Consider the following 13,310-nt stretch of genomic DNA (forward strand, 5'->3'; position numbering starts at 1 on the left):
AGGCAGTCCACATGGCTGAGGACATCGAAATCGATCTCGACGATCTGGAACGGCGCATGAAGGGCGCCATGGACAGCCTGCGGGCCGAGTTCGCGTCGCTGCGGACGGGCCGGGCATCGGCATCCATGGTCGAACCCGTCCAGGTCGAGGCTTACGGTCAGATGACGCCGATCAACCAGGTCGGCACCGTGAACGTGCCCGAACCGCGCATGGTCACGATCAACGTCTGGGACAAGGGCATGGTCGGCAAGGTCGAGAAGGCCATCCGCGAAAGCGGTCTGGGCATCAACCCGCAGACCAACGGCACCATCATCATGCTGCCGATCCCCGAGCTGAACGAGGAACGCCGCCGCGAGCTGACCAAGGTCGCGGCCCAATATGCCGAACATGCCCGCGTCTCGATGCGCAACGTGCGCCGCGACGGCATGGACAAGATCAAGAAGGGCAAGGCCAACGGCATGCCCGAGGACGATCAGAAGTTCTGGGAAGCCGCCGTGCAGGAGCTGACCGACAAGATGACCGCCGCGGTCGACCAGGCGCTTGAGAACAAGCAAGCCGAAATCATGCAGGTGTGACGCGACCATGACCTTGGCTTCCCCGGCAGCGACGGCGATGACGGATGGGGGTGCCCGGCGCCCCCGCCATGTCGCCATCATCATGGATGGCAACGGCCGTTGGGCCACCGAACGCGGCTGGCCGCGCCTTGTCGGGCATCGTCGGGGTGCCGAACGGGTCAAGCAGATCGTGCGCGCCTGCCCCGAGCTTGGCGTGGACTGGCTGACCATCTATGCCTTCTCGACCGAGAACTGGAAGCGTTCGACCGAAGAGGTGCTGGGTCTGATGAAGATCTTCCGCCGCTATATCGAACGCGAGGCCGTGGGCATGGCGGGCGAAGGCGTCCGGATGCGCTTTATCGGCGGACGCGAGCGGCTGGACCGCAAGCTGCAGGACCTGATGGCCTCGATCGAGGCCCGGACGGCGGGGAACACCCGGCTGAACCTGACGGTGGCCATCAATTACGGCGGCCGCGACGAGCTGACGCGCGCCTCGACGCGTCTTGCGCGCAAGATCGCCGCCGGAGAGATCGAGACCCCGACCGAGGCCGATCTGGCCGATTGCATGGATACCGCCGGTCAGCCCGATCCCGACCTGGTGATCCGCACCTCGGGTGAAACCCGGACGTCGAATTTCCTGCCCTGGCAGGCGGCCTATTCCGAATATGAATTCACGCCGACGCTGTGGCCCGATTTCACGCCGCAGCATCTGTCCGCGATCCTCGACGGGTTCGGCATGCGCGACCGTCGCTTCGGGGGCGCATGACCCCGGCGGCGGGGAAGGTGTCGAAGGGCGGCAAGTGGGGCGACCTGTCCCGCCGTGTCGCATCGACCCTGGTTCTTCTGGGCATCGGCGTTCTGCTGGCCGTGGCGACGGGCATCTGGCTGCGACTGGGCATGGCGGTGATCTCGGCGATCACCTTCTGGGAACTGGCGGCGATGACCGGCTGGCGGCATCCGGCGCGCCACGTGACGCTGTTCGGGCGCAGCCGCCCAGTGGCGCTTGCCGCGATCGCGGGCGTGTCGCAGGCGATTGCGCTGACCTCGTTCCACCCGCTGGCATGGCTGGCGCTGGCCGTGCCGATCCTGATCGGCCTGCCGGGTGCATCCAGCCGCGACCGCGGCACCTATGCCATCTTCGGCACCGCCATCCTGCTGGTGGCCTTCGGCCTTGTGGGTTTCCGCGAGAGTTTCGGTCTGAACTTCGTGCTGTGGCTGATGGGGGTCATCATCATCTCGGACACGGCGGGGTATTTCGTGGGCCGTGTCATGGGCGGGCCGAAATTCTGGCCCAGCCTCAGCCCCAAGAAGACCTGGTCGGGGACCGTTGCCGGTTGGGTCGGTGCCTGCATCTTCGGGACGCTGCTGTGGCTGGCGGGGCAGGGCGATGCCGCGCTGATCTGGGTGTCGCCCCTTGTCTGCTTCGCGGGCCAGATGGGTGATATCGCCGAAAGCTGGCTGAAGCGGCGGGCGGGGGTCAAGGACAGCTCGAACCTGATCCCGGGCCATGGCGGTTTCATGGATCGTTTCGACGCAGTGACGGGGGCGGTCATCGCGACCATGCTGATCGGATTCGTGACCAGTCTTCCCGTGGTGAACTGAACGATGCGACGTATCTCGATTTTCGGCGCGACCGGCTCGGTCGGCGCGAATGGCGTGGATCTGATCCGCGATGCGGGCGGCCCCGAAGCCTATCGGACCGTGGCCCTGACCGGCGGCCGGAATATCGCGCGGCTTGCGGAAATGGCGCGCGAATTGCAGGCCGAGATCGCCGTCACCGCGCATGAGGATTGCCTGCCCGAACTGCGCGACGCGCTGGCGGGCAGCGGCGTTCGCGCGGCGGCGGGGAGCAATGCGCTGATCGAGGCCGCGTCGATGCCTGCCGATTGGGTCCTGTCCTCGATCGTCGGTTCGGCAGGGCTGGCACCGGGGCTGACGGCGCTGGCTCAGGGCGGCACGTTGGCGCTTGCCAACAAGGAATCGCTGGTCTGCGCAGGCGGTCTTCTGCGCGACACGGCGGCGGCCTCGGGTGCCAAGATACTTCCGGTGGACAGCGAACATTCGGCTGTTTTTCAGGCGCTTGGGTCGGACAACCTCGAATCCGTCAAGGAGGTGGTCATCACCGCATCGGGCGGGGCCTTCCGCGACTGGCCGCTGGAACGGCTGGCAGCCGCCACCGTGGCCGAGGCCTCGACCCATCCCAACTGGGCGATGGGTCAGCGCATCACCATCGACAGCGCGTCGATGTTCAACAAGGCGATGGAGGTGATCGAGGCGCATGAGCTGTTCGGCCTGTCGCCCGACCGGATCCGCGTCCTGGTCCATCCCGAAAGCATCATCCACGCGATGGTCACCCATCACGACGGGGGCTCCATCGCGCATCTGGGCGCGCCCGACATGCGCCATGCCATCGGCTTCGCGCTGAACTGGCCGGAACGCCGTCCGCTGCCTGTGCCCGCACTGGATCTGGCCGCGCTCGGGCAGCTGACCTTCCGCGAACCCGACGAGCTTCGCTGGCCCGCCCTGCGTCTTGCGCGCGAGGTGATGCAGGCCGGCGGCGCGGCAGGTGCGGTGTTCAATGCCGCCAAGGAACAGGCGCTGGACGATTTCATCGCCGGTCGCATCGGATTCACCGACATGGGCCCGCGGGTCGAGACCACGCTGGCGACCCTGTCCGCCCAGCCCGGTTTCGGCCATGCGCCCGACACGCTTGATACCGTCCTGCAATGGGACCGCGCCGCAAGGCAGGAGGCCCGCGCATGATCGCCCCGTTTCTCGACACCATCTGGACCCTTGCGGCATTCGTGACCGCCCTGGCAGTCATCGTCACGGTCCATGAATACGGCCATTACATCGTCGGCCGCTGGTCCGGCATCCGGGCCGAGGTCTTCTCGGTCGGGTTCGGGCCGCGCCTGATCTCGCGCAGGGACCGGCGCGGCACCTTGTGGCAGGTCGCGGCGCTGCCGCTTGGCGGCTATGTCAGGTTCCTGGGCGATGCCAACGCCGCCAGTGCGGGAACCGGGCAGCAGGTCGATCCCGCGATGCGGCGGCGGACGCTGCATGGCGCGCCGCTCTGGGCGCGGTTCGCGACGCTGCTGGCCGGGCCGGTCTTCAATTTCATCCTGTCGATCCTGATCTTCGGCGGCTTTGCCATCGTGCAGGGCCTGCCGCAGGCCGAACCCCGTGTGGGCAGCATCGCCGCCGCGCCCCCTTCGGTCACGAACGAGCTGCAGCCGGGCGATCGCATCCTGGCCGTGGGCGACATCCCGGTCGAGACCTGGGGCGATCTGGGCCGCGCATCGAACGCGCTGCCGCTGGCGCCCGTGCAGGACTGGACCGTGGAACGCGACGGGCAGCGCATGACCGTTGCCGGCCCCGATCCGATGCCCGCGCGCATCACGGGCGTGGCGCCGCGCAGCGCCGCCGTGGATGCAGGGCTGCGCGGCGGCGACGTCGTGGTGGCGATCGACGGCGCGCCCGTCAGCCGCTTCGACCAGCTGCGTCAGGCGGTCGAGGCCGCAGGCGGCCAACCCATCGACCTGACCGTCTGGCGCGAGGGTCAGGGCCGCATGGATCTGACGCTGACCCCGCGCCTGTCGGATCTGCCCGCCGAGGGCGGCGGCTTCGAGCAACGCTGGCTGATCGGCGTGACCGGCGGCGAAAGCTTCTTCACCGCCGAGACCCGCCGCGCCGGCCCGCTCGAGGCGCTGCGCATCGGCGTCGTCCAGACCTGGGGGATCATCACATCGTCCCTGCTGGGGATGTGGGCGATGATCACCGGACAGATCGGCACCTGCAACCTGGGCGGCGCGATCAGCATCGCCGAGAGCACGGGACAGGCCGCCAGCGCGGGGGGTGCGAACTTCCTGTGGTGGATCGCGGTCCTGTCGGCGGCCATCGGTTTCCTGAACCTGCTGCCCATCCCGGTCCTCGATGGCGGGCACCTGATGTTCTATGCCTACGAGGCCGTGGCGGGGCGTCCGCCCTCGGACCGGGTGCTGAACGCGTTGACGGCCATGGGCATGGCGATCGTGCTGACGCTGATGATTTTCGGACTTACGAACGATCTTTTGTGCCCCTGACGGCGATGCGCTTTTGACAGGCGCACCCGCTTGGGGATACAGAATTGTGCAAAAGAACAGGCCCCGCAGGGGTCGATGCAGGCTGAATCGAAGAGGGGCTGGGATGGAACGGAAACTGGGCAAGGGCGCGGTCGCGCTGATGGCGTCCCTGGCGATGACTGTGCCTGCGGGGCTGATGCCCACGCCGGCCCAGGCGGTCGTCTTCAACGACATCCGCGTCGAGGGGAACAACCAGATCGAGACCGGCGCCGTCCTGTCCTATCTGGACATCCCGCAGGGACGCGACGTGGGGGCGGGCGACATCAATGCCGGCCTGCAGCGGCTGCAGAATTCCGGGCTGTTCGAAACGGTCGAACTGGTCCCGCAGGGCGGCACGCTGGTCGTGCGCGTCAGCGAATATCCCATCGTCAACCGCATCAACTTCGAGGGCAATCGCCGCATCAACGACGAGCGTCTGGCCGAGATCGTCAAGAGCCAGTCGCGCCGGGTCTATCAGCCCAGCCAGGCCATCGCCGATGCGCGCACCATCGCAGAGGTCTATGCCTCGGAGGGGCGCCTGGCGGCGCGCGTCGATCCCAAGATCATCCGTCGCGGCAACAACAACGTGGACCTGGTCTTCGAGATCAAGGAAGGCGATGTCACCGAGATCGAGCGCCTGAGCTTCACCGGCAACCGCGCATTCTCGGATCGCAGGCTGCGCAACGTGCTGCAGACCAAGCAGGCGGGCCTGCTGCGGACCTTCATCCGCCGCGATACCTTCGCGCCGGAACGCATCTCGCTGGATGAACAGCTGCTGACCGATTTCTACCGCTCGCGCGGTTATGCCGATTTCAAGGTGCAGGGCGTGGCATCCGAGATCGCGCGCGAACGCGATGCGTTCTTCATCACCTTCAACATCCAGGAAGGTCCGCGTTACCGCTTCGGCAATGTCACGACCGTATCGGAGATTCCGGGCGTCGATGCCGCGGCCTTCGCCGCCCAGAGCCGCATCAAGCGCGGCGAGGTCTACAACCCCTCGGTCATCGACGTGTCGATCCGCCGGATGGAGACCATCGCCATCCAGCAGCAGCTGAACTTCGTCAATATCGAGCCGCGCGTGACCCGCAACGCGCAGACCGGCCTGCTGGACCTGACCTTCGCCCTGACCCGCGGCCAGCGCGTCTTTGTCGAACGCATCGACATCGAGGGCAACACCACCACCCTGGACGAGGTGATCCGCCGCCAGTTCACCACCGTCGAAGGCGACCCCTTCAACGCGCGAGAGATCCGCAATTCGGCCGAACGCGTGCGCGCCCTGGGCTATTTCGCGGATGCGCAGGTCAACACGCGCGAAGGTTCGGACCCGAGCCAGGTCGTCGTGGGCGTCAATGTCGAGGAACAGCCGACCGGCTCGTTGTCCTTCGGCGCCTCCTATGGCGTCAGCAGCGGCGTCGGCCTGACCGCATCGCTGTCCGAGCGGAACTTCCTCGGGCGGGGGCAGACGGTCGGCGTCACCATCTCGACCGATTCCGACGATCGCGAAGGCGATTTCACCTTCATCGAGCCCTTCTTCCTGGGCCGCGACCTGAAGGCGGGGCTGAACCTGAACTATACCGCGTCGGATGACGATGACGGCGATTACAACACCCGCAGCCTGTCGTTCAAACCGTCGCTGGAATTCCCGGTTTCCGACAATGGCCGCCTCGAAGTCCGCTATACCATCTCCGAGAACAAGCTGGACGACGTGGACGAGGACAGCTCGCAGATCCTGCAGGACGAGGCCGGCACCCGTCTCAGCTCGGCGCTCGGCTATACCTACAGCTGGGATTCGCGGCGCACGGGGCTGGACCCGCTGAACGCCTATCGCCTGCGCTTCTCGCAGGACATCGCGGGTGCGGGCGGCGATACCAAGACGATCGAGACCTCGGTCCTGGCGGGCGTCGAGTCGACCGCATGGCGCGACGACGTGACCCTGCGCGCCGAGGTCGAGGCGGGTGCGGTCTATGCCTATGACGATTACGACACCTGGATCATCGACCGCTTCGGCACCGGCAGCCGCGTGCGCGGTTTCGAATCCGGCGGCTACGGCCCCCGCGACATCAGCGCCGACAACCAGGACACGCTTGGCGGCAACTACTATTGGGCCGCACGGGCCGAGGCGCAGTTCCCGATCGGCCTGCCCGAGGAATACGGCATCCAGGGCGGGTTGTTCGCGGATGTCGGCTCGCTCTGGGGGCTGGACAACACGGTTGGCACCGACGGGACCGAGATCGACGACGACATGTATGTCCGTGCCGCCATCGGTGCCTCGATCTATTGGACGACGCCCATCGGGCCGCTGCGCTTCAACTTCTCGCACGCCGTGCGCAAGGAGGATTACGACGAGGTGCAGAACTTCGACCTGACCATCCAGACCACCTTCTGATGAAGGGACTGGCGCGTGCGGGGCTGATCGCGTGGCTGGGCCTGTGGCCCGCCGCGCTGTCGGCGCAGGACGCCGAACCCCTGGCGCCGCAGATGCCGGGGGTGGATACCGAACGGCAGACCGCGCCTGCCGCCGATCTGCCCAACAGCACCATCGCGACGGGCGACGGATCGACCCTGCCGGTGGCGCCGATCCTGACGCTGGACCAGGATGCGCTGTATCTGGGATCCGCCTGGGGTCTGCGCGCGCAGCGCGTGCTCGAGGCCGAGGGCGACAAGGTCGCCGCCGAGAACGAGCGTCTGACCGAGATGCTGTCTGCCGAAGAGGCCGACCTGACCGAACGTCGTGCCGAACTGCCCCCCGCCGAATTCCGCCGCCTGGCCGAGAATTTCGACCTGCGCGCGACCGAGATCCGCCGCGAACGGGCGCAGATCGTCCAGGACCTGAACGACTGGGCCGAGGAGGATCGCGTCGCCTTCTTCCGCGCGGCGCTGCCCGCGATGGGGCAGGCCATGCAGGATCGCGGGGCGGTGGCCGTGCTGGATCGCCGGACGGTCTTCGTGTCGCTGGACGCCATCGACGTGACCGAGGATCTGATCGCCGTGATGGACGATCAGATCGGCGATGGTGAAGGCGCGGTCCCGCTGCCCGATATCGACCGTTCAGGGCAGTCGGGACAGCCGGTCGATCAGCAGGGCGAATAGCCCATCGCGATCCACATCCTTCAGGAACAGCGCGTTGGGCGCGCGGTCGGTGACGCCCCACCAGTCGGCCACGGTCATGCCGGTCGTCAGGCGGCCCTCGGTCTCGATCTCGACATTGATGCGGCGGCCCTGGAACAGCTGGGGCTGCAGCAGCCACGCGATGGTGCAGGGGTCGTGCAGGGGCGCGCCGCTGCTTCCGTATTTCTCGGTGTCGAAGCGTTCGAAGAAATCGGTCCAGCCCGCCACCGCGGGGCCGGTGCGGTTGGGCAGCGCGCGCAGATCCGCGATCCAGTCGGCGCTGGTCAGCGCCTTGTGCGTCACGTCCAGCGGCAGCACGACCAGCGGCACGCCTGAGGCGAAGACCTCGGCCGCGGCCTCGGGATCGACGAAGATGTTGAACTCGGCCGCGGGGGTGATGTTGCCCACTTCGAAATAGGCGCCGCCCATCAGCACGATCTGCTGCACGCGGGCGATGATGTCGGGCGCGCGGCGGAACGCCTCGGCGATATTGGTCAGGGGGCCGATCGGGACCAGCGTGACGCTGCCCGCATCATGTTCGCGCAGGGTCTCGACGATGAAATCGACGGCATGGCGGTCCTGCAGCGGCAGGCCGGGCTCGGGCAGGTCCGTCCCGTCGAGGCCCGTGGACCCGTGGACATGTTCCGCCGTGACCAGGGGCCGCCCGAGCGGACGGTCGCAGCCCGCGAAGACGGGGACATCCGCGCCCGACAGCTCGACCACCTTGCGGGCATTCACCTGCGTCAGCGCCAAGGGCACGTTGCCCGCGACGGCGGTGATGCCCAGCACCTGCAGTTCGGGCGAGGCGAGGGCCGTCAGGATGGCCACGGCGTCGTCCTGCCCCGGATCGGTGTCGATGATGATCTTCTGTGGCATGCCGCCCCCCGTTGTTCTTCGGCGCAAAGTCTTGCGCGGCATGAAAAGGGGGCGCAAGCCCTTCCGCCCGCGCCCCCCGATTTCGCCGATGCGGCCCCGATCAGCCGTCGAAATTCACTTCCTCGATCAGGTCCAGCGCCCTGGGGCGCAGTTCCGAGATCTCGGTCAGGGGCAGGTCGTCGGCGGTGAACTCGCCCCAGCTTGCGACCAGATCAGAGGCCGGGACGCCTTCGACGACCGGGAACTCGTTGTTGGTCTCGGCATAGATCGACTGGGCCTGATCGCTGACGAGGAAGTCCATCAGCTTCTTCGCGGCGTCGCTGTTGGGCGAGGCGTTGGTCATCGCCACACCCGAGACGTTCACATGCGTGCCGCCATCCTCGAAGGTCGGGAACACGATGCGCACGCTGTCGGCCCATTCCTTCTGTTCGTCATCCTTCAGCATCGCACCCATGTAATAGGTGTTGCCCAGGCTGATGTCGCACTGTCCGGCCCAGATCGCCTTGACCTGATCGCGGTCGCCGCCTTCGGGGGGACGTGCCAGGTTCGCCTTGACGCCGTTCAACCATTCGCGGGTCTCCTCTTCGCCGTGATGGGCGATATAGGCGGCCGTCAGCGCGACGTTGTAGTCATGGGTGAAGCTGCGCGTGCAGATGCGGCCCTTCCATTTGGGATCGGCCAGATCCTCGTAGGTGGTCAGATCGCCATCGGCCACGCGATCCTTGCTGGCATAGACGATGCGCGCGCGGGTGGTCAGCGCGAACCAGCGATTGTCGCTGTCATGCAGGCTGTCGGGAATGCGGGCCAGGGCCTCGTCCTCGACGGGCTGCAGGACGCCCGCCTCCTTCAGCTCGCCCAGGCGGGCGACATCCACGGTCATCACCAGATCGGCGGGCGAACGGTCGCCCTCGGCCTGCAGGCGTTCGACCATGCCCTTGTCCACATAGGCCAGGTTCACGTCGATCCCGGTCTCGGCGGTGAAGGCGTCGATCAGCGGCTGGATCAGCTCGGGCTGACGGTGGCTGTAGACGTTGACCTCCTGGGCCATGGCGGGAAGGGCGGCGCTGCCGGCCATCAGTGCAAGTGCGGTAAGGCGCATGGGTTCCTCCTGATGCAGTCGAACGCAGCCATCGCAATCCTGACCGAACTTGTCAATCTGGGCGGCGCGCGCACGCGACAGATTGACCATGGCGCCTGCAGGGGCTAGGGCGCGATCATGGCACGCGCACCCCTTCTGCAATTGAACGAAATCTCGCTGACCTTCGGTGGGGACCCGGTTTTCGACCGGTTGTCGCTGACGGTCCAGCCCGGCGACCGGGTGGCCCTGGTGGGCCGCAACGGGTCGGGGAAATCCACGCTGATGAAGGTCATGGGCGGCCTTGTCGAACCCGACAAGGGCGAGGTGGTCCTGTCCGCCGGCGTCTCGACCGGCTACATGGAGCAGGATCCTGACCTGTCGGGGTATCGCACGCTTGGCGAATTCGCCCGCGCCGACCTGCCCGAGGCCGAGGCCTACCGTGTGGACATGGCCGCCGAGGGGCTGAAATTCGACCCCGAGCGCCCCATCGACACCGCATCGGGCGGGGAACGCCGCCGCGCGGCGCTGGCCCGGTTGCTGGCCCAGGCGCCCGAGCTGATGCTGCTGGACGAGCCGACCAACCACCTGGACATCGAGGCCATCGGCTGGCTGGAGGATCACCTGTCGCAGACCCGCGCGGGCTATGTCCTGATCAGCCACGACCGCGCCTTCCTGCGCCGCCTGACGCGCGCCACGCTGTGGATCGACCGCGGCGAGGTTCGTCGCCAGGAACGCGGCTTCGAGCATTTCGAGGATTGGCGCGAGGCAACCTGGTCGGCCGAGGACGACGCCAGACACAAGCTGGACCGCAAGATCAAGGCCGAGGCCCGTTGGGCGGTCGAAGGCATCAGCGCCCGGCGCAAGCGCAACCAGGGCCGTGTGCGCGCGCTGGCTGCGCTGCGCGACGAACGCAGTTCCCAGATCCGCCGTCAGGGCACGGCGGCGATGGCGCTGGAAAGCGGGCCGGCCTCGGGCAAGAAGGTGATCGATGTTCGTGGCATCTCGAAGACCTTCGGCGACCGGGTGATCCTGCGCCCCTTCGATCTGTTGATCAATCGCGGCGACCGCATCGCCTTCGTGGGCCCGAACGGCGCGGGCAAGACCACGCTGATCAAGATGCTGACCGGTGAGATCGCGCCGGACGAAGGCTCGGTCACGCTCGGGACCAATCTGGAGATCGCGGTCTTCGACCAGACGCGCTCGGCGCTGAACCCGGACCAGACGCTGTGGGATTCGCTGACCGGCGACCCCGAGATGCGCGTTTCGGGGCGGTCGGACCAGGTGATGGTGCGGGGCGTGCCGAAGCATGTCGTGGCCTATCTCAAGGATTTCCTGTTCGACGAGGGGCAGGCCCGTGCGCCCGTCCGCAGCCTGTCGGGCGGCGAGAAGGCGCGCCTTCTGCTGGCCCGGCTGATGGCGCGGCCCTCGAACCTGCTGGTGATGGACGAACCGACCAACGACCTGGATGTCGAGACGCTGGACCTGCTGCAGGACCTGCTGGGCGAATATGACGGCACCGTGCTGCTGGTCAGTCACGACCGCGATTTCATCGACCGGGTGGCCGATACGACCATCGCGATGGAAGGCGACGGCAATGCCACCGTCTATGCCGGCGGTTGGAGCGATTATCGCGCACAGCGCCCCGGCGCCGAGGCGCCCGCCGTGCCGGAGAAGCCCGCAAAGCCCGCTAAGGGGGGCAAGGCCGCCGAAAAGCCTGCGCCCGAGAAGCCCGCCAAGACGCAGTCCGGGCTCAGCTTCTCCGAGAAGCACCGGCTGGAGGCGCTGCCCGCCGTCATGGAGCGGCTCGAGGCCGAGATGGCCAAGCTGTCCGAGTTCCTGGCCAACCCCGATCTGTTCCAGAAGGCACCGGCCAAGTTCAACAAGGCGACCGAGGCCCTGGCCGAACGGCAGAAGGCCCTGGCGGATGCCGAGGAAGAGTGGCTGATGCTGGAGGAAAAGGCCGCGGGCTGACCCCTGCGCCTTGACTTCCGCGGCCCGATGGGGCATACGCGCCGGACCGGTCGGGCCCCCAGCCTTGGCCGGTCTATTGTTTTCAATGACATCCCGCAGGGGATGCGCAGTCCGAAGGCGGGGAATCCCCAAGGGAACACCGGCATGGCCGGGGCCGAAGGACGCGGTTGACGAAGGAAGAAGCGATGTTCGCGGTTCTGAAGACTGGCGGCAAGCAATACAAGGTGCAGGCGGGTGACGTCCTGCGCGTTGAGAAGCTGAACGCCACGGCTGGTGAAAAAATCCAGTTCAACGAGATTCTGATGGTCGGCTCGACCCTGGGCGCACCGCTGGTCGAGGGCGCTTGCGTCCAGGCCGAAGTGATCGACCAGATCAAGGCCGACAAGGTCATCACCTACGTCAAGCGTCGCCGCAAGCACAGCTCGCAGCGCACGCGTGGTCACCGCCAGCAGCTGACGCTGGTGCGCGTGACGGACGTGCTGGAAAACGGCGCCGACAAGACCGGCGTCAAGGCCGCAACCGGTGGCCGCACCCAGGCCGTCGAAGCCTAAGGAGGACTATCCATGGCACATAAGAAAGCAGGCGGTTCCTCGCGCAACGGTCGCGACTCTGCCGGTCGCCGTCTTGGCGTGAAACTGTTCGGTGGCCAGGCCGCCATCGCAGGCAACATCATCGTGCGTCAGCGCGGCACCAAGTGGTGGCCGGGCGAGAATGTCGGCATGGGCAAGGATCACACCCTGTTCGCGCTGACCGACGGTCACGTGTCCTTCCGCAAGGGCCTGAAGGGTCGCACCTTCATTTCGGTGCAGCCTGCCGCGCAGGAAGCTGCCGAGTAACCCGGGCGTAACATTTCGATGTTAAGGGGGGATCGGCGAAAGCCGGTCCCCCCAGCCGTTTTCGCAACAAAGCTATTGCCCGGAGATGATCCGGAGCCGGTTTCCGGGGGAGGAAACATGGTAATGTCTGCACCCATGAGGGAGGGTTCGCGGTTGGACGACCTGAAACTCACCGAAGCCGCCGCATTGTCGCAGCCGGTCATTCCGACCGACCGCTTCGTGCTGCGCCCGCTGCGCCCGTCCGATGCGGGCCTGATCGCCCATTACACCGGCGACCGTCGCGTGGCCGAGGGGACGCGCGCGATCCCGCATCCGCTGCCGCCGCGTTCCTCGGAAAGCTTCGTGGCCCGTGCCCTGTCGCCCGACCGGGTCGAGGATGTCTGGGCCATCGACGGATCGGCCAACAACCTGGCCGAGGTTCTGGGCATCGTGTCGTTGACCCGGATGGAGGGGGACCAGTCCGAGCTGGGGTTCTGGATCGGTGCGGGTTTCTGGAACACGGGCTTCGCGACCGAGGCCGTGGCTGCCATCGTGGCCGCCAATCCGCATGGCGCGCGCACCCTGTTCGCCGAGGCGTTCCAGGACAATCCGGGTTCGGCCCGCGTTCTGACCAATTGCGGCTTCGCCTATCTGGGCGATGCCGAAAGCTGGTCGGTCGCCCGCAGCGCCCGGGTGCCCACATGGACATATCTGCGCAAGATGGCTTGACGGAAGGGGCGTTCGCGCCCCTTTTTCATGCGCGCCGACCGGGGCGGACTTGCAGACTGCGCAATTCTGCCTAGATAGC

General features: G+C 67.0%; 12 protein-coding genes and 1 pseudogene. 11 read left to right on the forward strand and 2 right to left on the reverse strand.

The window, feature by feature from the left end; all coding sequences use genetic code 11:
- The first annotated feature begins 11 nt into the window (after nt 1–11).
- From frr to KO490_RS12935, 7 genes are all read left to right on the forward strand, one after another.
- Complete coding sequence (gene frr, locus KO490_RS12905; protein WP_216019823.1) at nt 12–575, forward strand: ribosome recycling factor; 564 nt, start codon at nt 12–14, stop codon at nt 573–575.
- A gap of 7 nt (nt 576–582) precedes the next feature.
- Nucleotides 583–1,320, forward strand: a complete 738-nt coding sequence (uppS, locus tag KO490_RS12910; RefSeq protein ID WP_216019824.1) for a polyprenyl diphosphate synthase — start codon at nt 583–585, stop codon at nt 1,318–1,320.
- On the forward strand, nt 1,317–2,156 hold the full coding sequence (locus KO490_RS12915; RefSeq protein ID WP_216019825.1) for a phosphatidate cytidylyltransferase: 840 nt from the start codon (nt 1,317–1,319) through the stop codon (nt 2,154–2,156). The genes uppS and KO490_RS12915 overlap by 4 nt, the downstream gene beginning before the upstream one ends.
- Before the next feature lie 3 nt (nt 2,157–2,159).
- On the forward strand, nt 2,160–3,317 hold the full coding sequence (gene dxr / locus KO490_RS12920) for a 1-deoxy-D-xylulose-5-phosphate reductoisomerase (RefSeq protein WP_216019826.1): 1,158 nt from the start codon (nt 2,160–2,162) through the stop codon (nt 3,315–3,317).
- Nucleotides 3,314–4,636 (forward strand): RIP metalloprotease RseP, encoded by a 1,323-nt coding sequence (gene rseP / locus KO490_RS12925; protein WP_216019827.1) that lies wholly within the window; start codon nt 3,314–3,316, stop codon nt 4,634–4,636. Before dxr ends, rseP begins: the two co-directional genes overlap by 4 nt.
- Before the next feature lie 103 nt (nt 4,637–4,739).
- The gene (gene bamA, locus KO490_RS12930) at nt 4,740–7,040 is read left to right on the forward strand and encodes an outer membrane protein assembly factor BamA (RefSeq protein WP_216019828.1); all 2,301 of its coding nucleotides are present in this window, start codon (nt 4,740–4,742) and stop codon (nt 7,038–7,040) included.
- Nucleotides 7,040–7,744, forward strand: a complete 705-nt coding sequence (locus KO490_RS12935; RefSeq protein ID WP_216019829.1) for an OmpH family outer membrane protein — start codon at nt 7,040–7,042, stop codon at nt 7,742–7,744. The genes bamA and KO490_RS12935 overlap by 1 nt, the downstream gene beginning before the upstream one ends.
- On the opposite strand, the gene KO490_RS12940 is transcribed toward KO490_RS12935, so the two are convergent.
- A complete protein-coding gene (locus tag KO490_RS12940; protein WP_216019830.1) occupies nt 7,703–8,638 on the reverse strand; it encodes a nucleoside hydrolase in 936 nt (311 codons plus the stop codon). The two genes, KO490_RS12935 and KO490_RS12940, sit on opposite strands and share 42 nt — an antisense overlap.
- A gap of 100 nt (nt 8,639–8,738) precedes the next feature.
- Nucleotides 8,739–9,737: a Fe(3+) ABC transporter substrate-binding protein gene (locus tag KO490_RS12945; RefSeq protein WP_216019831.1), complete on the reverse strand. Its 999-nt coding sequence runs from the start codon at nt 9,735–9,737 to the stop codon at nt 8,739–8,741.
- Between the two features lie 117 nt (nt 9,738–9,854).
- Here KO490_RS12945 and KO490_RS12950 point away from each other — a divergent pair, with 117 nt between their 5' ends.
- The 4 genes and pseudogenes from KO490_RS12950 (at nt 9,855) to KO490_RS12965 (ending at nt 13,231) form a co-directional block, all read left to right on the forward strand.
- Nucleotides 9,855–11,687 (forward strand): ABC-F family ATP-binding cassette domain-containing protein, encoded by a 1,833-nt coding sequence (locus KO490_RS12950; RefSeq protein ID WP_216019832.1) that lies wholly within the window; start codon nt 9,855–9,857, stop codon nt 11,685–11,687.
- Between the two features lie 185 nt (nt 11,688–11,872).
- A pseudogene (rplU, locus tag KO490_RS12955) lies at nt 11,873–12,214 on the forward strand (50S ribosomal protein L21); the annotation flags it as partial.
- A gap of 36 nt (nt 12,215–12,250) precedes the next feature.
- The gene (gene rpmA / locus KO490_RS12960) at nt 12,251–12,523 is read left to right on the forward strand and encodes a 50S ribosomal protein L27 (RefSeq protein ID WP_216019833.1); all 273 of its coding nucleotides are present in this window, start codon (nt 12,251–12,253) and stop codon (nt 12,521–12,523) included.
- Nucleotides 12,524–12,658: 135 nt separating this feature from the next.
- Complete coding sequence (locus KO490_RS12965; protein WP_216019834.1) at nt 12,659–13,231, forward strand: GNAT family N-acetyltransferase; 573 nt, start codon at nt 12,659–12,661, stop codon at nt 13,229–13,231.
- Nucleotides 13,232–13,310: the final 79 nt, after the last annotated feature.

The organism is Paracoccus sp. C2R09, assembly GCF_018860625.1.
Taxonomy (GTDB): domain Bacteria; phylum Pseudomonadota; class Alphaproteobacteria; order Rhodobacterales; family Rhodobacteraceae; genus Paracoccus.